This window comes from Sulfolobus acidocaldarius DSM 639 (assembly GCF_000012285.1).
Taxonomy (GTDB): Archaea; Thermoproteota; Thermoprotei_A; order Sulfolobales; family Sulfolobaceae; genus Sulfolobus; species Sulfolobus acidocaldarius.
Genome location: NC_007181.1, coordinates 981919 through 1002983, shown reverse-complemented (window position 1 = coordinate 1002983; position 21065 = coordinate 981919). Strand labels below are relative to the sequence as shown.

The 21065-nt window shown below is 34.7% G+C and carries 18 protein-coding genes; 11 read left to right on the top strand and 7 right to left on the bottom strand.

What is annotated here, in order from left to right; genetic code table 11:
• Positions 1–146: 146 nt before the first annotated feature.
• Positions 147–3050 (bottom strand): COG1361 S-layer family protein, encoded by a 2904-nt coding sequence (locus tag SACI_RS05640; protein WP_011278032.1) that lies wholly within the window; start codon positions 3048–3050, stop codon positions 147–149.
• A gap of 413 nt (positions 3051–3463) precedes the next feature.
• Between SACI_RS05640 and SACI_RS05635 the strand changes: the two genes are divergently transcribed.
• Positions 3464–4897, top strand: coding sequence for an MFS transporter (locus SACI_RS05635; protein WP_015385572.1), 1434 nt, complete (start codon positions 3464–3466; stop codon positions 4895–4897).
• 193 nt (positions 4898–5090) lie between these two features.
• On the opposite strand, the gene arnS is transcribed toward SACI_RS05635, so the two are convergent.
• From arnS to SACI_RS05620, 3 genes are all read right to left on the bottom strand, one after another.
• Positions 5091–6926 carry a serine/threonine protein kinase ArnS gene (gene arnS, locus SACI_RS05630; protein WP_015385571.1) on the bottom strand — a complete coding sequence of 612 codons (1836 nt, stop codon included), beginning with the start codon at positions 6924–6926 and terminating at the stop codon, positions 5091–5093.
• Positions 6927–7231: 305 nt separating this feature from the next.
• Positions 7232–8041: an HTH-type transcriptional activator ArnR gene (arnR, locus tag SACI_RS05625; protein ID WP_011278029.1), complete on the bottom strand. Its 810-nt coding sequence runs from the start codon at positions 8039–8041 to the stop codon at positions 7232–7234.
• Between the two features lie 138 nt (positions 8042–8179).
• Positions 8180–8548 carry a hypothetical protein gene (locus SACI_RS05620; protein ID WP_230949778.1) on the bottom strand — a complete coding sequence of 123 codons (369 nt, stop codon included), beginning with the start codon at positions 8546–8548 and terminating at the stop codon, positions 8180–8182.
• Positions 8549–8699: 151 nt separating this feature from the next.
• Here SACI_RS05620 and SACI_RS05615 point away from each other — a divergent pair, with 151 nt between their 5' ends.
• The 7 genes from SACI_RS05615 (at position 8700) to SACI_RS05585 (ending at position 15043) form a co-directional block, all read left to right on the top strand.
• The gene (locus tag SACI_RS05615) at positions 8700–9614 is read left to right on the top strand and encodes an archaellin/type IV pilin N-terminal domain-containing protein (protein ID WP_011278027.1); all 915 of its coding nucleotides are present in this window, start codon (positions 8700–8702) and stop codon (positions 9612–9614) included.
• 75 nt (positions 9615–9689) lie between these two features.
• A complete protein-coding gene (locus SACI_RS05610; RefSeq protein WP_011278026.1) occupies positions 9690–10442 on the top strand; it encodes a hypothetical protein in 753 nt (250 codons plus the stop codon).
• A complete protein-coding gene (locus SACI_RS05605) occupies positions 10435–10899 on the top strand; it encodes a flagellar protein FlaG (RefSeq protein WP_011278025.1) in 465 nt (154 codons plus the stop codon). Before SACI_RS05610 ends, SACI_RS05605 begins: the two co-directional genes overlap by 8 nt.
• A gap of 1 nt (position 10900) precedes the next feature.
• Positions 10901–11395: a flagellar protein F gene (locus SACI_RS05600; protein ID WP_011278024.1), complete on the top strand. Its 495-nt coding sequence runs from the start codon at positions 10901–10903 to the stop codon at positions 11393–11395.
• On the top strand, positions 11377–12078 hold the full coding sequence (locus SACI_RS05595) for an ATPase domain-containing protein (protein WP_015385570.1): 702 nt from the start codon (positions 11377–11379) through the stop codon (positions 12076–12078). Before SACI_RS05600 ends, SACI_RS05595 begins: the two co-directional genes overlap by 19 nt.
• A 3-nt stretch (positions 12079–12081) precedes the next feature.
• Positions 12082–13623 (top strand): type II/IV secretion system ATPase subunit, encoded by a 1542-nt coding sequence (locus SACI_RS05590; RefSeq protein ID WP_011278022.1) that lies wholly within the window; start codon positions 12082–12084, stop codon positions 13621–13623.
• Positions 13607–15043 carry a type II secretion system F family protein gene (locus SACI_RS05585; RefSeq protein WP_011278021.1) on the top strand — a complete coding sequence of 479 codons (1437 nt, stop codon included), beginning with the start codon at positions 13607–13609 and terminating at the stop codon, positions 15041–15043. Before SACI_RS05590 ends, SACI_RS05585 begins: the two co-directional genes overlap by 17 nt.
• A 44-nt stretch (positions 15044–15087) precedes the next feature.
• On the opposite strand, the gene arnR (SACI_RS05580) is transcribed toward SACI_RS05585, so the two are convergent.
• Positions 15088–15888: an HTH-type transcriptional activator ArnR gene (arnR, locus tag SACI_RS05580; RefSeq protein WP_015385569.1), complete on the bottom strand. Its 801-nt coding sequence runs from the start codon at positions 15886–15888 to the stop codon at positions 15088–15090.
• Positions 15889–16727: 839 nt separating this feature from the next.
• Positions 16728–17258 (bottom strand): peptide-methionine (S)-S-oxide reductase MsrA, encoded by a 531-nt coding sequence (msrA, locus tag SACI_RS05575; RefSeq protein WP_230937955.1) that lies wholly within the window; start codon positions 17256–17258, stop codon positions 16728–16730.
• A gap of 146 nt (positions 17259–17404) precedes the next feature.
• Here msrA and SACI_RS05570 point away from each other — a divergent pair, with 146 nt between their 5' ends.
• The 3 genes from SACI_RS05570 (at position 17405) to SACI_RS05560 (ending at position 19618) form a co-directional block, all read left to right on the top strand.
• On the top strand, positions 17405–18388 hold the full coding sequence (locus SACI_RS05570) for an NAD(P)/FAD-dependent oxidoreductase (protein ID WP_011278018.1): 984 nt from the start codon (positions 17405–17407) through the stop codon (positions 18386–18388).
• Between the two features lie 71 nt (positions 18389–18459).
• Positions 18460–18903: a hypothetical protein gene (locus SACI_RS05565; protein WP_011278017.1), complete on the top strand. Its 444-nt coding sequence runs from the start codon at positions 18460–18462 to the stop codon at positions 18901–18903.
• Between the two features lie 232 nt (positions 18904–19135).
• Positions 19136–19618 carry a CBS domain-containing protein gene (locus SACI_RS05560; protein WP_011278016.1) on the top strand — a complete coding sequence of 161 codons (483 nt, stop codon included), beginning with the start codon at positions 19136–19138 and terminating at the stop codon, positions 19616–19618.
• A 327-nt stretch (positions 19619–19945) separates the two neighbouring features.
• Here the strand turns inward: SACI_RS05560 and SACI_RS05555 are convergent, their stop codons facing one another.
• Positions 19946–21022 (bottom strand): ABC transporter ATP-binding protein, encoded by a 1077-nt coding sequence (locus SACI_RS05555; RefSeq protein ID WP_011278015.1) that lies wholly within the window; start codon positions 21020–21022, stop codon positions 19946–19948.
• Positions 21023–21065: the final 43 nt, after the last annotated feature.

Here is a 21065-nt window from a genome sequence, read left to right as displayed (position 1 = left end):
TGGCTATTCGTGAAGACTATTTAGGGAAGCACGTATATCTATTAGAGACAAAAATGAGATTTTTGAACAATATGAAATCACTAAAGATTGAACTATGAGAAAAACTAAAATGAATGTAAAAAATATTGATTACTTTAAAAAAGGCTTTACTTTTTCCTTCTAAATCTTGATAAGACAACCACTATTATTATTATAACGATAATTATAGCTATTATAACGTAAATTAGCGGAGAGCTAAATAGTTGTGAGAGGAACGGTTGAGATATGCTCACATAAAATGTGTCAGATTGCTCAAATGGGAATATGGCTCCTGTTTGATTCCATGTTGCTGCGATGGCTAATGGATAAACACCTGGGGAAGCTCCTCCACTTATATCAACAACAAATGTCACATTTGCAGTCTGTTGTGGATTAATGTCCCCTACAAATACCTCTGATGCGGTTAGCGCTTGTAGTGGGTTAGAGGAACTGACATGAGGATATATTACATCTGACGTCCCTAGTCTGACTATTACATTTTTAGCTGTGGCATTACCTGTGTTCTTTAACGTAATGGTTATGGGCACATTACTATCTCCTGGGTTTATTGTGGAGTACTTGACATTTGTGATTATGATATTAGCTTTGGGATATACATTTAATGCGTACTGGTAATTTGCCTTACCTCCGTCAAATGTTACGGTAAAGTTTACTGTATACGTCTTTGGAATAGTGTCGTTTGGAATGTTGATTAAGAAAGTGACATTTACAGGTGATCCTATAGGTAGTGCTCCAATCTTAATCTCAGGTGATGAGATCACTTGGAATGGTGTTGATACACTTATACTGGCGTTTTCAGCTATTCCATTTCCGTAGTTCGTCAATATTGTTAGCAATCTCACATCATAATAACCTGGGAATACCTGTGGTGGAAGGGTGACTACATTTATGGAAACATTTGGACTGTAAATGTCCACTGGCACCGTTATTTCGGTCTTATAATTATAATAGTTTAGTGTAGCAGGTATGTAATATACTCCAGGAGTTGCATTTGGGTAGACACTGACTGTTACAGTAGCGTAGTTCTCTTGCCCTGCAGGTATAATGCCTACTTGTGCATTAGTTTGAGAGAATTTTAATGGGTACTCACTATTAGAGAAGGTCAGTGTCGCATTAAGTACGTTTACATCTCCTGTGTTCTTAAGGAGAATTGTCAATGGTACCTGCGTCTCTCCAGGACTTACTGTTATGGGTGAATTTATACTACCCCATAAAGACTGAGCTTGTATTGACACGTAACCTAGTATTTCAACAGGAAGCATTACAGTCTCTTTGTACCCATTGTACATGCTTACTGTAACTGGAATGTAGTAAACTCCAGAGGACGCATTGGGATATATATCGGCTATTACTGTTGCGTAGTTGTATTGTCCTGCTGGTACGAAGCCTATTGTTGCGTTATTTTGTAGGAATTGTATTGGGTAGTGTGATTTTAGTGTTAGTGTTACGTTTGATAGTAGGTTTTCTCCCAAATTCTCCACAACAACAGTTAGAGGTATATTATTTTCACCAGGTGCAACAAGTATTGGGTTTGATGGTGAGCCCCATATTCCCTGTAAGGAAACCTGATTACTTCCCTGAATGTATATTGGGAACGTGATATTCTTCGTTATACCGTCATAATATGTTATTTTAGCACTTACAAAATACACACCAGTTGTTGCATTAGGATATACATTGCTCAACACAGTCAATTCAATAGGTACTCCAACAGGTATGTTACCTATACTCAAGTTACTTTGAAGGAACTTTACTGGATATTGTGACTCTAGTTGTAATGTAGCATTAGTTACAGTTGCAGTACCTATATTCTGTAGTATTATTGTTAGTGGTGTGTTTGTTTGTCCTGGTCCTACTACTGTTGGGTTTGATGGTGTTCCCCATACTGATGATGCTGTGAAGTTAACATACCCCAAAACGTATATAGGCATCATTACAGTCTCTTTGTACCCATTGTACATGCTTACTGTAACTGGAATGTAGTAGACACCTGGTGTTGCATTCCTATCTACACTTGCTATTACTGTTGCGTAGTTGTATTGTCCTGCTGGTACGAAGCCTATTGTTGCATTATTTTGTAGGAATTGTATTGGGTAGTGTGATTTTAGTGTTAGTGTTACGTTTGATAGTAGGTTTTCTCCCAAATTCTCCACATAGATTGTTAGGGGTAAAAATGAGGAACCAGCCGCAGCCAATTGAGGATTGGACGGAGTTCCCCATGTATCTGTCAACGATACTTTACTAACTGCACCTATGTCGATAGGGACTGTGACATACTGAACACTGTTCTGGTAATAATTTACCTTAAGTTTTATGTAATATACTCCTTCCGTAGCGTTGGGGTATACGGAGGCAAAGACTGTTGCCTCTCCATAATATCCTGGCTCTATGGCTGAAATTGTTGCGTTATTTTGTAGGAATTTAACGGGGAACTGGGAGCTGAACTCTAAGGTGACATTAGTAACTAACGCGTTTCCGAGGTTTTGTAGTATTATTGTTAGTGGTGTGTTTGTTTGTCCTGGTCCTACTACTGTTGGGTTTGATGGTGTTCCCCATACTGATGATGCTGTGAAGTTAACATAACCCAGAACTGGAACTCCTACTGATACTTGAGTATATATGCTCTGGTTATTAACTATAGCCTGGATATTTAATAACTCTTCATAAATTCCGTCCTTAACTCCATTTGCCACATTGAAGATATATGTGACATTAACCATTTGTCCTGGAGTCCATTCTGGTATAGTAACTGTAGGGTTAACATTATAGTAGTTGAACAGGTAAAAAGGATATGTATCTGTCGGTGAAATTTGTACATTATACAGGACATAGGGGTTTGAATTTATCAGGTGAAATGTTATAGGTATCTCTTGTTCTCCTGGTGTTATAAGCTCAGGGGAAGACGAGTATCCTTGAATGTTTGGTGTAGCAGTTGATATAACGTAACTAAAGGAAGTAGAGATAACAATTATTGATAGAATCAGTAATATTAGGGAAACCCTTTTCTTCATATACATCTATACTATACCGATATATCGGAATATTTAAAATATTCGTATATAAACGATAGTTTAATTGAAGAGAACCCACTATGTGGTTCCTAAATAAGACCATTTTCAATTCTTCACTAGATATTAAAAAATAATTAAGCTCGTTCTAGGAAATTATCGATATCGATAATCTAATTTATATCTTATAATTCTTGCTTATTTACAATTTTCATGATAAAAGGTAAAACTTGATCTTTAGCCATGTAAAAATGTTAAAAGTTTTTAATAAAATAACTTAAGCAAAACGACATATTAGTAATTAGGTAACTTCTAATAGTATATTCTATCAATACTATATATACCCTAATTGAATAATATTCAGTACTAGAGATATATCGAAAACTTTATTTATACGAAAATTTTTAATAGTCTCCATGGATCATAAGGGAGCAACAACCACTCTAGTTACCCTTTCTCTCATGTTGGTTTTGGTGAATTATGTAGAGACTATGGTTATACCCGCCCTTCCAAAAATAGAGGATCAGTTTTCCACTTCAGCTACTACTGTTGCGTGGATCACTTCAGCATACCTAATTGTTGGAGCAGTTGCCTCACCAGTTTTCGGAAAATTAGGAGATAGGTACGGTAAAAAGAAAATATATCTTTTAGCTATAGCCTTCTACTCTCTGGCAGTGTTAATTGCAGGATTTTCAACAAATATCTATATGCTTATATTTGCTAGAGCAATTCAAGGTCTGGGCTTTGCAGTTTTTCCAATTGCAATTGCAATAATTACTGATTTATTTCCAAGGGAAAGAGTAGCATGGGCTCAAAGTATACTAAGCGCTACCTTGGCACTAGGTCCGGCATTAGGTTTGTTAATCGGTGCATACATAGTTCAAGACTTAGGTTGGCAATATGCCTTTCATACAGCGTTCATACTCTCAATAATCCTCATGTTTATATCCATAAGATTTATCCAGGAGATACCATCTAAAACCAAGGAGAGGATTGACTATTTAGGGGCTGTATTCTTAATGTTAGCTGTAATATCACTATTAGTGTACTTGACAGAGGGACCGTCTATCGGTTGGTTTTCAGCAACTCAATTCTCACTCATTCTAACTTCAATTATAAGTTTTGGTGTGTTTATCTTTGTGGAGAGAAGAGTAGCGGAACCTCTTATGAAATTAGACCTGTTTAGAATTAGGAATATTATGGTAGCTAATATATCTGGTTTAATAGCAGGTACTGCGATGTTCCTCATGTTTATTGGCTTAACCTATTATGCCCAGTTACCCAAGCCTTACGGTCTTGGCTTAAGTATAATTGACTCTGGGTTGTTAATGGCTCCTGTAGCACTCACAATGATGGTAGTAGGTCCCATTGTAGGAAGGCTAATCAATAGCACTGGTCCTAAGCCTTTGCTTATATTTGGTTCAATTGTGGGGATTATAGGCTTTTTGTTGTTAAATGCTTTCAATTCAACTAATATTCAAGTGCTACTAGATACTGTAGTAGCATCTGTTGGCATAATATCCCTGATGATACCTTTAGTGAATATGGTGGCAGTATCCTTACCAGAGGATCAAAGAGGGGTTGGGATTGGGATGAACACTTTAATAAGGTCAATAGGAAGTTCAGTAGGACCAGTTATATCTACCGTATTTATGGATACTTATACAGCATGGATAGGTTACCTGTTTAATAATCAATATCTGCCTATAGCGTCAGTTCCGTCGTCTGAAGCATTCCATTATATATATCTAGTAGGAATCTGCTTAATGTTCATCAACTTACTGGTCGCATTACTTACCAAGAACTATGTTTTAAAACAAAAGGTCAAAACTACTGAAAGTGTAGTTTAAAAACAAAACTTTTTCCCTTGTTAACAATCATAATTAAAGTGTTATAATAGAGGATAAACTAAAATTGAAGTTTAATGCCAAATCCTAAAAGTTTTAGAAACAAATATACTTACTCAATTAAAGGGGTGAAATCAAGGTATTAGTTTTTATTTAATAAAAATCATAATTATAAAAATGTTAAATGAAATCTCTTTTACCCTTCTAATATCTTAACTATATCGTAGCTGGTCAGTCTCCTCTTTGGATCTACAACTAATGTTCCCTGTACTACGTTAGCTAACTCGGGCAGAGTATTATGAGGTAGTTTAGGTTTAAAGTTAACCATACTCATCTTAGCCATATTTATGTATTTCATCGCAATACTGGGATCCCCTTTGATGTATTCATCGAAAGCTTTATCCAAATAGTTAACATAATCTAGGTTCTTCATAGTAAGTAACTTATATAGTGTAACACCTAATGCATAATTATCCATGGAGGGTTGTGCTCCCTTTCCTGTTATTACTGCCTCTATTTGCTCTGGTGGTGAATAGGCTGGTGTTGCTTGTGTTATCTTCTCTCCTACTCTAACTGCACTACCTAAGTCCCCCAACTTAATTATTCCCGGGGTAGAAGACAGAATTTTATAAACTACTTCTGGCTCGCCGTTGATTTTCTCTTTCAGAAATATATTTTGTGGCTTTACATCTAGGTGAACATATCCCCTTTTATGTAAAAACGTCAGGGCTTTGGCTATTTCTTTTATGACGAGTTTGACTATGTACTGCCAATATTTAGACTGTACAAGATCAACTCTACTAATTAGATCGAATAATGTGCCGCCCTCCATAAACTCCATTATAATTGCCGGCGGGTACTTATAATAGCTGGTATAATCCCCAGCTAACGCAGACTGAATGTTATTTTTGTCTACAAATGAGCCATATATACTAACTAACCTTGGATCTTTTGATAACTTTTCCAAATTTTCAGATTCCTTTAACAGATTGTCAAAGTGTTCTAGGGAATTGGTGAACTTATTTACTGATAGAACTTTCATAGCGTATAATAAACCGTTCTTTTCCACTTTCATAACATATCCATTTCCACCTAATCCTATTACTTCAATTACCCTGTAACCATAAACCTCTTGACCCACCCAAATTCCAGGATCCCAATTTTCTATAGATGGTATTTTAGCTGTTTTATATCTAATCACTTTCCTCCTGAAGTTTATTTTAACTGTCCCACCTCTAAAAGTTAAACCCTCTTTTATGTCAGGTTCATAAATTTCTTCTTCATCCTCTCTAGATATCCTGATTTCATTTACTTTCCAGTACAAAGGCTCCAGCGACAGTTTAGCGAACTTTCTATCCTTGAGCTTCAATGACGCACCATTAATTTCAATTACAAAACTCGTATCTGGAGGTAGTCCTTCGACCTCAAATACTGTAAAACAGTTCCTGAACTTTTCATACGGTACACCGTCAACTGGAGAGTAATTAATCCTTATAACCTCTCCCTCAAAGGCTAAACCCGTCACCTTATTGGGCACGTAATATTTATGGTCTACCAATGTTGGGCAAAGTTCATATTTCGCTTCTGGAGTATTGCTTAATATAAGCTTCTCATTTGACTTGAGGAGTTTTACTTCAGAATTAACAACAATATTCCAGTTAGCCTGCTTCGGAAGACCGTGTTGGGAGAAAATTATTGAATCTAATTTCACGATATCAGCGTGCTTACTCAAATATATCTCATAACCCTTTATGCCTAAATTTAATAATGCTAGGGAGAAAAGGCTAGATATTATTGAAGTTACAGGAGTCTTCAACAGCCCACTTAACATATTTATTTCTCCTAGGATAGGAACAGTATTTATCAGGGACTGAGTTAGAGAAAATCCTGGATTTAAATATACTGTTAGACCTATCAGGTAAACTGAAGATACGTAAGATACTCTAGGAGATAGCAATGATATTAGTGACAAAACTATTCCTAAAACTATCAAAGCTATCAGCACATAACTGAAAACTGAAATAAGTATCATAGATGTCGATATCAATAATATAAACGACATTAACATAGCTTTTACTACTAATACTGAAAAATTCGCTTGTGAATTATCCTAATTTCCACTAACTAACACCTCGTATCATCTCAACTTTATGTGGGTATATCTTCTTATTGTATATAATTAGTATTGAAACACCTGTTTTTAAACTATTCTATCTCTTTTAATGTGATTAGCTATGATATGAGAGAAATTTATTTCATGATTAACTATTTCTAATCTTAAAATAGACAAGAAAATATTGAATGAAATTCTAGTAGGTATAATATGGTAAAAAGGGTTTATCTACTGAGGATTTGCGCAAATACACTTAAAAGTGCTAAGAATATTACTGCATATAACCAGGGCAGTTCAATTAGACCTAATTGGTCTCTAAAGTACATGAGTAATGGTAAAGAGATTAGAATAAATCCCATAACTTTGACGTTTGCCATTTCGAGAGTATAACTATTTGTTAGTCTTAGAAGTAGCTTAAGCGGAAGATTATTTTTCATTTTCGTAAACTCGGGTAATCTGAATAATAGCCTTTTACCTTCATTCATTAATACACACTTATAGATATTTTTCTTAAAATGAGTCCTCTTACCTATAACTCTGAATAATTTCTTCTCCTCAAAGAGTTCAAGGTAGTATTTGAGTGTTTGTCTTGAGACTCCTAATTCTCTAGCTGCTTTATCTAGACTCAATCCATCGTGATTGATTGTAATCATTTTGGATAAGTTAATTAAGTAAAAATATTGGGATAGGTTTTCTAAAGCTAATATATCTTCATCTTTGCTTTGTCCTTTATGATTATTTCCGTTTATCACTTCTATGTTTAAGACCGAATCGATCTTGTTCCAAAGTTCCTTTCCCTTGTCGGATAACCCATAGATATCATGTTTAACTTTTGTTACAAGTTCTTTGTCAACTAGTTTTCTTATTGCGTCTATTATGGATTTTCTGCTTGTGTTTATTGTTTGTGAGATTTCTGTTGTCGATGATGGTCCTTTGGTTGCAAGTATAATTAATATATCCCACTGTAGTTTTGCCCTAGAGAAATCGACAAGAGAGTCTAATTCTTTTAACACATCGAATAGACTCTTGGTCATCTCTTAGAGAATCTATGCCATCTGAAAATTTAAATATTACTGTTTTTATACAAAAGTAAAACACTCTAGTAAATAATTTACATATGCACTGTTAATTATGTAGCTTTAGACCATAAATAGATCTATTAAAAGAGAATATTACACATAATTCATTAGCCTTATTAGATAGTCTATACCCTCCTCTATTTCAAAAACTCCTATTTTATTGTTAATTTTTAGAATTAATATGTTATCAAATATTATAAGAGAATTATTATCCAATAAGTCAAAGCTATTTACAACTTTAAAGTTTTGTTGAATTTTATCTGCAATTTCTTTCCCATAATATCTCTTTATGTATCTATAAAGCGATTTACTATCATTTATTGTGTTAATTCCGATAATTCTAGATATGTAGAATAAGAATAGCGGAACTGGAGCCATGAATAAAGGTGTATCATAAAGTATTGATAGCACTATAAGAAAAGGTATCATTAATAATGATATAAGAATATATTGCCTTCTCATCAGTATCATGTATAATAAAATAAAAGTTCTTTAAAAAAAAGACTAAATTAACGTCGATCAGCAGTCGAAAAATTGTGATTTTTGGTCGAAGATCGAGGGGAGGTTTTTAAAGACCAACTTAGAAATCTCATTTTGAAAAAGTGATAGAAACATGATATACATGAAAAGAAGGAAAACAAGAGGTTTAGCAGGATTGGATACAGCAATAATATTAATAGCATTCATAATAACAGCAGCAGTTTTGGCATATGTTGCAGTAAATATGGGGTTATTTGTAACTCAAAAAGCTAAGACTACTATAAATAAAGGAGAAGAAACTGCGTCTACTGCGTTATCTTTATCAGGAAATGTGCTATATGCAGTGAATTATCCCACCAATACAAAGAGTTACTGGATGTATTTCACTGTATCTCCTAGTTCTGGTGTATCTAGTGTAGACTTATCTCCTTCAACTACAGCAATATCGTTTACAGCTGCTAGTAGAGGAGTGTCACTATCTAACATCTACCAATTCAGTTTATTATCTGTACTACCTAGCCAGGTGAATAACAAAGTACAAGTTAAATTAGGCACCAGTATTATAAATTTAACATTAGCCTTTTCTTCCAATAGTGCAGGACAAACTTATGTATACTATTCCGATCCCAATTATGCATTATTAGCTCTGAATTATACTTTAGGTCAGGAGGTTAAGGGTGGTCAATTAACATCTTCTCCTCTCTATATCATTTCTAATACGTCTATAGTAGCATCAAAGCCATGGCTAAAGAACGATAACGTATTTACCTTCAATATAAGTGTTAACGGTACGGAGGTAGAATACTATGCATATGTTAATAAAACATTTGCCTTCACGTATCCAGTATCCGGCTTCCCATTAGCCGGAAGTGATATAGCTCCTGCTGGATCCGTAATAGGTGTGATGATATTATTTGGTCCTGGCGAGGCAACTAACGTTTTCCAATACGAGACTGTGACAATTCAGATAACTCCAAATATTGGTTCACCATTAACAATATCCCAGTATATCTATCAGCCTGATGGAAAAGTGACAGTTATAGGATAAATGGTTTAAAATGAGAAGATATTTAAGATATAATGTTTTTTATTTAATATTTCCCACTAAGGCGGTGCATGAGTAATGGCTATCCAAGATCTATTACAATCATCATTATTCATAATATTGATAGGAGTTGGTATACCTATAGCTGCATTCCTAGAAATTCTATTCCGTGTAATTTTACCAAAGACTAAGAGAGTGCAAACCCAGCAAAGCCCTCAAAACATTTCTCAAGAACAGCGATTTCCGACTCAGCAGAAACCTGCTAATGATGAAACCTCAAAATACTCAAGTGACAGTATCGAAAAGGCTCTAAAGGATGTGTTAGGGAAGATGGATAAAAAAGAGAATGAATTGTTGACAAATATAACAAACAGTTTTAATGAGATGAAAAAATTGATAGAGAATCTTAACTCAGCAGTTGAAGAGTTAGCCTTATCTGTGAAGGCAAGTGAATCAGATTCCTCCTCACCGTTTAATACAATAATTCAGCAGGAAGAAGAACATGTTAGTAGAGAGATTAGTACCGTAAGTCAGTTAGTAGGATCTAATAACCCTAATAACGTAAACTTAACATGGTTTATAAAATCATGTGTCCTGTTGGAGATAATGGAATATGATGAAGAAAAAATTAAACAGCTGTATGAATTAGGATATGTCTCTTCAGATGATATGTTTACTATTCTAAGAATTTTATCTTTCATAAAGAATAGAAAAATTACAGCGAAAGAGTTAGCTTCTATTGCTGCAAATATAGCTGAGAGTTACTCATCACTAACTCCTGAAATTAAGAAATATATAATGATTTTGGAGGGTGGTGGTGTGAATGGTTAGTGAGGTTATAAGTGAGACCATTATGATAATAGTTTCTGTAACTCTTATTGGCGTTTTAGCGGGAACCGTTTTTTCAGTCGCCTCATCTATCTCTACGACAATGTCGTCATATTCTATTCAACAATCTCAAAAAATGTTGACACAACTACAGATAGATTATGCTACTAACACGAGCTCAAACACTGTAGTTGCATATTTACATAATGTGGGGGAAACAACGATCTCTTACCTTCAAAATAGTGTAGTGTATTTCGGTCCAAATGGTCAATTGCAACCTGTAGGCTATAATTCAGGTTCTTCCCCCTATTGGACAGTTACATCTAATTCACTACAGCCAGGGTCAGTAGTAAAAATCATTATCTATTTGTCTTCTCCGTTATCATCAAACCAATACTATACTATTCAGATTGTTACACCCAATGGATATACTGTTAGTTACATGTTTAAGGTAAGCTAAAATGGGAGTGTCACAAACTTTGGCGTTTATTCTAATAACTTTTATTGGTGTTTCATTTGGAATTGTATTGTTGAGTGCATATTTTAAGAGCCAGCAAATTTTGAATCAAGCACAAGAATTAAATCATGAATTGGAATTAGAACAGTTAGAAACGAAGATAACTGTAAGCTCCGTATCATTAACGGGAAGTACTTTGAATGTTGTGTTAGAAAATAATGGATCTACTAATCTGTATGATTTTCAAGGTTTTTCCGTTATAGTACAATACTATGCTAACATTAGCAATATCTCAACTTTCAATCTCTCGTTATATAACTACACAAAGAACTCTAACCCTAGCCCTTATTATTGGACAATTAATACTCCTTTGTTAGCTCCAGGCTCTCAGGCTACTTTAACTATCATTCTGCCATATCCTCCGTATCCAAATACTCAAGCTACAGTAGTCATTGTAACAAACTATGGTCCATCGGTAATATGGAGGGGAAGCCTATGATTATAAGTACCGGTAATGACGATCTAGATAGAAGACTAGGAGGAATACCATATCCAGCATCGATAATGATAGAAGGAGATCATGGCACGGGTAAGAGTGTGTTATCTGCTCAATTCGTATTAGGTTTTCTATTGTCAGATAAGAAGGGATATGTGATTACTACGGAGCAGACTACTAAAGATTACTTGATTAAGATGAAGGAAATAAAGATCGATTTAATACCATACTTTATAAGGGGAAAACTAAGAATTGCTCCATTGAATACGAAGAAATTTAATTGGAACTCTAGTTTAGCTGAGAAAATTTTAGATGTTATTGTAAACTTTATAAGAAGTAAAAATATAGACTTCATCGTAATCGATAGTTTGTCAATACTAGCTGCTTTCTCAAAGGAGAAGCAGTTATTACAATTTATGAAGGACATCAGGGTCTTAGTTAATACGGGTAAAATGATTCTATTCACTATTCATCCAGATACTTTTGACGAGGAAATGAAGAGTAAAATAACTAGTATAGTTGATGTGTATCTTAAGCTCTCGGCTGCGACTATAGGTGGAAGAAGAGTAAAGATCCTAGAAAGAGTAAAAACTACAGGAGGAATATCTGGTTCAGACACAATTTCTTTTGATGTGGATCCTGCGCTGGGCATTAAGGTTGTACCATTATCCTTATCGAGGGCATAAGTCATGAGCTTCGTGGAAGACTATTTAACAAAACTTCAGGAAAGACCTACAATAATAGAAAACCCAAATATCTTGAAGGGGAGCAAAATATTTAATGCAATCTATAGAGTAGACGATTTTGTTTATATTCATATTCAGAGTATAAAAAGTGAGGATGGCTATAATCAATATAATGTTATAGAACCTCCTAGACCTACTCATGATGAAATGGAGGAAATAGAGGAGAAGTTTGCCTTATCTATCGGCGATAAGGAACCACCAGAAGATACTAAGGAGAAAGAAAAATTAATACGCTCAATATTAGATAAAATCCTTCTAAGAATGAGGCTTTCTGTTCCAAAGGAATATGTTATTTACCATTTCATCAGGGATAAGTTATATACAGGTTCATTAGAACCTCTCATTAGAGATCCTTACATAGAAGATATATCAATACCAGGGCTAGGACATGTATATATCGTTCATAAGGTTTTCGGTCCAATGAGAACTTCAATTAAATTTGAGAATTATGAAGAGTTAGATAATCTAATAGTTTCCCTCAGTGAAAAGTCATATAGGCCCGTTTCTCATAACAGACCAGTAGTTGATGCGAGTCTGCCTGACGGTTCTAGGGTAAATTTTGTGTACGGTGTTGATATAAGTAGAAGAGGATCAAATCTAACTGTCAGGAAATTTAGTAGAGTTCCAACCAGTATAACTCAACTCATCATGTTTGGAACATTATCCTCTATGATGGCGGCATATATATGGACTATGCTGGATGAGGGAATGAATCTTTTTGTATGTGGAGAAACCGCATCTGGAAAGACAACTACATTAAATGCCATAACTGCTTTCATTCCCCCAAATCTAAAGATAGTTACTATTGAGGACACTCCAGAATTGACGGTTCCGCATTCAAATTGGGTTGCAGAGGTCACTAGAGAAACTGGTGGTGAAGGTACAATAAAATTATTTGACTTACTTAAAGCTGCATTAAGACAAAGACCAAACTACATACTTGTGGGAGAAATTAGAGACAAGGAGGGAAATGTCGCCTTTCAGGCTATGCAAACTGGTCACTCAGTAATGGCAACGTTTCATGCAGCGAATATAACGACGTTAATACAGCGACTTACTGGTTATCCTATAGAGGTTCCAAAGAGTTATATTAATAACTTGAATATTGCGTTATTTCAAACTGCCTTATACGATAAGAAAGGGAATCTAATCAGGAGGGTTGTCGAGGTCGACGAAATAATAGACATAGATCCTGTGACAAATGACGTAGTTTATATCCCTGCATTTACGTATGATTCAGTTCAGGATAAGATGTTATTTGCTGGAAAAGGATCTTCATATCTAATCGAGAACAAGATAGCAGTCAAGAGGGGCATAGATAGAAGGAATATCGGCTTGTTATATGATGAGTTGCAGATGCGATCCAGGTTTTTAAATCTTCTTGTAGAGAAGAAGATATTCAACTATTATGATGTTTGGGATTATATTTTAAGAGCGAGACAGATGGGTTTGGAGGAGGCGATAAAATATGTCAGTAATATTTGACAGGAATAAAAAAGAGGAAATGGACTCTAAATATATCTTTATGTTAGCTTTCATGATGGCTCTCTTTTCTGCAGGGTTGCCCCCTGAAACGGTTTTGTTAAAAGTATCAAATAAGGACTCTTTTCATCCGTATTTGAAGGTCTTTAGGAGAATAAAGAATTTAGTATCAGGATTTAGATATAAATTTTCACAAGGAATAAACTATGCTATAAGAAATTCTAAAGTAAAATTTCTAAGTGAATTTCTGGTAAGATTATCACAGGCCGTTACTTTTGGAGACGACATGGTTCAGTTTCTAGAGAGGGAAATAGATTTCTCATTGGCTGAGTACAGTTCTCACTCAGCTAGAGTTATTGAATCTATGAACAATTTCCTCACAGTCTATGCAACCTTGAATAGTTCTTTAGCATTTCTCGTAGCAGACATGACTGTCCTATCAGTTCTTTACTCTGGTGGTTCTAGTATACTATTACAGATTTTCTTTCTCTCCACGGTCATCTTAGTTAATTTAACTGTAATCATGTACTATATATATAAACCTGAAAGCTATATGCGATATAGTAGTAGAGACAGACTTTTATTAACTGCTTTAATTTTACTGGGAATTGCATTAAATCTAACCTATACATCATTTATAACAATGATAATAACAGGAGTTCTCTATTTAGGAGTGGGAATGAGATACAGGATATTTGAAAATAAAATAAATAATTTAGAGAGATATTTTTTGTTATTTACGCGTTATTTTACTAGAAATTATTCAGTTGTAAACAATCTAAAGGAGTCACTGATGGCTGTTTTAAGGGGTGATTTAGGTTCTGCAAAACCTATGATAAGAAGGGCATTAAACAGGCTAAACTTAGGAGTTAATAAAAGCAAAATTTTTTCCCTTATGGGAAGAGAAAGTAAAAGCGTACTCGTAACTATGCTCAGTGAGATCTTGTACGAGACAATTAGTAATGGAGGTAATATGTTGATCACCGGAGAGATATTAAGTAAAATAGGTGATGTAGTACTGAATATAAGAGCCAGAAAGGAGCAGAACGGTAGGGCTTTCGAGGCTTCTATATACGCACTTCAAGTGTCCTCAGCAGGCGTTTCTGCTGCCTTAATCTCTATAACTAGTATGCTGAATAATTTATTTTCGATTGGTGAATTGGCTTCGGTAATAGCGTTCAACCCTATTGATATAGGATTTGTTTCTAAAATATTTTTAATAATGCTTTTCGTCATGAGTTTTGCGAATGGGATGGCGATATCTTTGGCTTATGGTAAGTCTATTTATGCAAGCCTATACTTTATAGGTCTACTTATGATTATGAGCGCGATATCGTATTATGTCATATTAACGCTCACCGCGCAACTGTTTCAAGCTTTTTCATCTGGAGGTATAATTAGTGGCATTCAGAATACAACTTGATGAAAATATATGACCAAAGGTACTTATTTTGAAAGGACCTTAAATTATATCCTGTTAAATATTTCTGCGAATATCGAAAGTAACGGAAGTAGAATTATCACATATAACCATATCGCTTCCAATATACCCAACTGATCCTTGAGATACATAAGAACCGGAATTGATATCACGTTGAATAGCATTACTTTAGTTAAGGCGATCTCGTATCTATAACTTCCCGTGAGTTTTAACAGGATCTTAAGGGGTAGGTTTCTCTTAAGTCGTGTAAGCTCAGGTAGTCTAGATACTAACTTACGGCTCTCATCAGTTAAAACATATATCTTTTTTGACTTCCCTAAAACACTCTCCTGATTTACTACTTTCAGGAGTTTATTTTCCGTAAAGGTCTCTATGTAATATTTTAGGGTCTGCTTAGAAATTCCGAGTTCATGAGAAGCCTTATCTATGGTTATCTGTTTATTTAAAAGTGCCATCTTTAAGATCTCTAGCATGTAAAAATATTCTGCTATGTTGGTCAAACTGATACTGTTACTTTCTATGGAAGAATCAGGTTTATCTGTTACATTAATAGACATTATAGAGTCAAAACTTTCTAGTAACTTCTCCCCTTTTTCAGATAGACCATATATATCTCCTTTAACTTTTGTTACAAGTTCTTTGTCAACTAGTTTTCTTATTGCGTCTATTATGGATTTTCTGCTTGTGTTTATTGTTTGTGAGATTTCTGTTGTCGATGATGGTCCTTTGGTTGCAAGTATAATTAATATATCCCACTGTAGTTTTGCCCTAGAGAAATCGACAAGAGAGTCTAATTCTCTAAGTATGTCAAACACTCTCTTATTCATGGAAGACATTCATAATGATAATACACAGGTATTTAAATACGTAAAAATTTTAGTCCTTTTTAAGGTTAATTAATATAAAAAATAATAACCACCTAAAATCTTGGCCGAAAGCTTAACTCTCCTGTGAATTCCCTGCTGTTATTTTTACTCTAATATAGGTTTAACGTTTGAAAAGCGTACAAAATTCGGCTCTACGTGATTTCACTAAACGCAAAATTCACGTCAATACTTATATAATACTACAGAGTTGCAAGGAACTAGAAAATTTCCAACTATAAAAATCATTTTTACTTTAATTTTTAGAACATACAGATAAAAATTATTTGCTCTTGTTAGCCCCTATCCCTCTGGGAGTGTTTTAAAAAGTTTAAGTAAACGGTTTTTCAATTTACATGTATTTAAATATTATTACATGAAAATAGTTGGTAGAAAATTGAGGCTTTTAATATTTACCCCCTAATCTATTAGTAATCCAGGTTCACCTACCTACTCTATTATAATATTGTATAATTTGTTGTAATTAATTAAAAAAATCTGTCAAGACTCGAACTAACTAAATCACTATTTTGTAGTTTTTTCAACATCTAGATCCTCCTTAAACCAGGGTTTTAGCACAATTTTCAATGACTAAATATTTTTGAATGCCAATAACATGGTCTCTTATATGTATAAAAGTGCACATTCAAAATATTTTAATGATACAGTGTCGATAAATTAATAAATATAGTATAAGAAAGGAGCATAAATCAAAAGATTAAAAATTTTTATTCACTTGAGTTTATAATCTATTTACAAAGTCATTTATAAATCAACCACTATTCTATTAACAGTACAGTGCATTAGATCCTTATTGAAGCCTTATCTGGGAAGTTTTTCATAAATTTCTTTACTTTAGGGTCAATAACTAATTTGCAATAGGGATAATTCTTGTGCTTGTCGTAAAAGTCATGATGATAATCCTCAGCCTCATAAAATGCTTCAAAAGGTACTAACTCGGTAACGACCTTTTTACCTAACTTCCTCTCGTAAAGCTTAATCATCTCCTCGGCGATCTTCTTCTGTTCCTCACTATGATAGAGTATTATTGATCTGTATTGAGAGCCTACATCATTACCTTGTCTATTGGGTGTAGTTGGATCATGAATTTCAAAAAATATCTCGAGCAATTCCCTATATGTGATGACTGAGGGATCGAAGGTTATCTGGACTACCTCAGCATGTCCTGTCTCGTCTGTGCATACTTCTTCATAAGTTGGATTTGGAACTTTTCCACCGGAATAACCCGGTTTAACACTTACTACACCTTTAACTCTCTTAAACACTGCTTCTGTGCACCAGAAGCAACCTCCGCCTAAAGTTGCAACTTCCATAGTGTATATTATGTATTTAAGGTAATAAAAAGACATGTTTAATTTTCTCTAATGACCTGGAAAATCAGGAAATTACCGGCAAAATTTTGTGCGACGTCGCTTTAGTATAAGTTAACTTTTTATTATATTTAGTTAAAAAGAAATATATGGACACCAACAAAGTGTATGATACAATAATAATTGGCGGTGGTATAGCTGGTTTAAGTGCAGCTTTATACTCAGCTAGACAGAAACTATCCACCTTAGTGTTGTCCAAAGATCTAGGAGGTCAACTCACGCTGACAGACCTTATTGAAAATTATCCCGGAATCGAAAGTATAGGTGGTCGGGGTTTATCTCAGAAGATATACACTCAAGCAAAGCGATTTAACGCAGAGTTTGTTTTAGGGGAGGAAGTTAAAGAGATAAGTCAAGAAGGTGAAATTTTCATAGTTAATGGGATTCATAATGTTTATCAGTCTAAGACCATAGTCTTAGCATTTGGTAAAACTCCGAGGGAGTTAAACGTCCCAGGAGAACAAGAGTTCAAAGGTAAGGGAGTCTCCTACTGTGCTATTTGCGATGCAGCTTTTTTCAAGGGAAAACCTGCTATGGTAGTCGGTGAAGGAGAGCCAGGATTAGAGGCTATTGAGATACTTTCTAAACATGCCAATCCGGCATATTACGTTACCTCTTCAGGACAATTATCAGGAGACGAGGAATTGATAAAGAAAATTATGTCTACCTCAAACATCAAGATCTACACATCGTCTAAAGTTCTTCAGATAAACGGTAACGGAAAAGTTGAAGAAGTGGTTATCAATAAAGGGGGAGAGACATTGAGGCTGAAGGTAGAAGGAGTTATAATTGAAATGGGTTATGTTTTGAAGACTGATTTTCTAAGAGGATTTCTAAAATTAAATGATAAAGGAGAGGTGATCGTAGATGAATTTGGCAGGACAAGTAGGGAAGGAGTTTTTGCGGCTGGAGATGTGACACAGACTCCTTACAAGCAGGCAGTTATAGCAGCTGCTGAGGGTGTTAAGGCTGCATTGTCAGCTTATAACTATTTAAGAAGTAAACGTGGTTTAGGACCTATAACGGTTGACTGGAAGGCTGAGAAGAAAAAGATTAGCCTTAAGCTAAGTTAGATCTGAAAGGTTTTGTTGTCCATAGTAGCACTCATGAAAACTTATTATCATTAAATTTAGTAATAGATTCTGTGATAGAGGTAAGGACTCATACTGCCCTTCATGTCCTCAAGGGAGCTGTAGTCAAGGTTTTAGGAGCAAAGTGGACAGCTAGTGTTTACACTCAAGACAATCACGGTCGGCTAACTGTTAAATTTGAGAGAAAGCCTTCCGATGAGGAGATCGCTGAAATATTTAACTTAGCTAATAAGAAAGTACAGGAAAACGCATTGATAAGGACTGAAGTTCTTGATAGGGTTCAGGCAGAGAGGAAATATGGTGACCAGATATACGATCTCTTCCCTGTACCTCCTGAGGTTTCACAATTAAACATTGTCGTTATAGATGATTGGAACATAAATGCATGTAATAAATCTCACACAAACACTACTGGAGAAGTAGGTCAGATAATTCAAGATTATTGGCGTTATAGGAATTCTAAGCAGTTATTAGAGATTGCGTTTAATGTTAAATAATATTTACTCATATTAATTTTAAAATTTTTTAATTTAATACGCACAATATATAAGAAGTTAATATGTGAACTGGGTGTTACATGAGGAACTATTTAAGGGGAATGTAAAATTATAATTATGGTTATTTTATTATGTTTCAACATATTTTTAAAAAGTTAAAATGTAGTTTAATATATCTTTATTGAGAGATTACTTATTTATATTTTTAAATGATTTAAGCAAGTATATACTTATGCTATCAGAATTAAAAACATATATAAGTAAGCCCGTCCTTGTGGTAAGAGAAAATGACAGTCTTTTGAGGGCAACTAGAGAGATGAGAAACCACAATATAGGAGCATTAGTAGTGGTAAACGAGAATGAGGAAGTAGTTGGAATAATAACAGAAAGAGATGTAGTTAAAGCATTTGCAGATGGTAATTTTGATGCAACAGTAGGAGATTATATGAGCAGAGAGGTAAAAGGAGTAAAAATAGGCACCGATATTTATACTGCCTTAAAAACAATGGTGGATAACGGATTTAGACACTTACCGGTAGTTGAGGGTGATAAGGTCCACGGTATTGTTTCAATAAGGGATTTAGTGAAAGCGTTGGTGGACTTGGATAATCTATCGAACATGAGGATAGAAGCAAGTGATTTAAACTCATGTCCTGTATGTGGTCTGGAGATTGACGAGTTTGGGTACTGTGGTTGTGGAGCAGGATCTGACTAGAGGTTTAGTAAATAAGTTAGCCTTTTTTAAGATTTTCGATTTCTCTTCTTAAATGTTGTCTTATATTGTACGTTAGGTATAGTTTCGCCCGATTCATGACCATGAATTACGAGGTGGTTAGATAAATAAGAATAATTTGATTGGGCTAAGAAATTAATAGATGTTAAGACGATCTAAGTTCTATTCACATTTAATGTAATATTCACCGTTTAGCAATAATAATTTGCTTTAAATAAGTACACAAGAATTTTATGGAAGGTTGAAGGTTATTTTTTTACTAAGAATTTTTAGTTTAATACCTTCCATGGTTAACCATCGCAAGATTCTTTATGTTATTAACTCACCTGTACTTTCATCGAAGAATAGAGCTTTGTTCCCTGAAATAGCTAATTGTATAGTGTCACCCTTAACGTAAGAGCTTGATGAATTTGTTACAACTCTTATTTCATCCTCACGTATTTTTACATGTATCACTGAGAAAAGACCTAGAGGTTCAGTTAATTCCACGCTCCCTTTAATTTTCCCTCCTATATCTATATCTTCTGGTCTTATACCCATGATAACTTCGCTTCTACCCTTTAGTTTCTCCGATATTTCAGAGGGAATTTCAATCTTATACTCATCTAATAACACTGCACCTTCATCAACCTTTACTTTAAGTAGATTCATAGGTGGATTACCTAAGAACGACGCTACCCATATATTGTTAGGTCTCTTAAACAATTTCATTGGTTTATCGTATGCCTGAAGTACACCCTTCCTAAGTAATGCTACTCTGTCGGCTAGAGCAAGGGCTTCAGTCTGATCGTGTGTAACGTAAACTACGGTGAATCCTAACTTTCTCTGAAGTTCTTTGAGTTCTTCTCTTGCTATCATTCTTATTTGTGCATCGAGATTAGCTAAAGGTTCATCCATCAATAATAACTGTGCACCTTTGACTAGGGCACGGGCAATTGCTACCCTTTGCTTTTGTCCACCCGATAACTGGTAAGGTTTTCTATCGAGGAGCTTTTCTATCTGCAATAATTCGGCTACCTCTCTAACCTTTTTTGCTATCTCTTGTTTAGGTAGTTTTTTCAGTTTCAGAGGAAAGGCTATATTGTCAAAGACTGACATGAATGGGTATATGGCGTAGTTTTGGAATACCATAGCAACGTTTCTATCTTTAGGTGGAATATTATCGACCCTTTCTCCGTCAATGTAAACCTCACCTTTGTCTTGAACCTCAAGCCCTGATATTATTCTGAGAAGTGTAGTTTTGCCCTCTCCTGAGGGACCTAATATTACCACAAATTCCCCCTTATTTACATCAAGAGAAACTCCCTTGAGAACCTCAATAACTTGTTTTTTTATTTTAAATGATTTCCAGATATCTGATAGTTGGAGAAATGCTGATGATTGCACGCTTATCTTTTTTTACCTACTCCTTGTGGTTTAAAAATTTTAC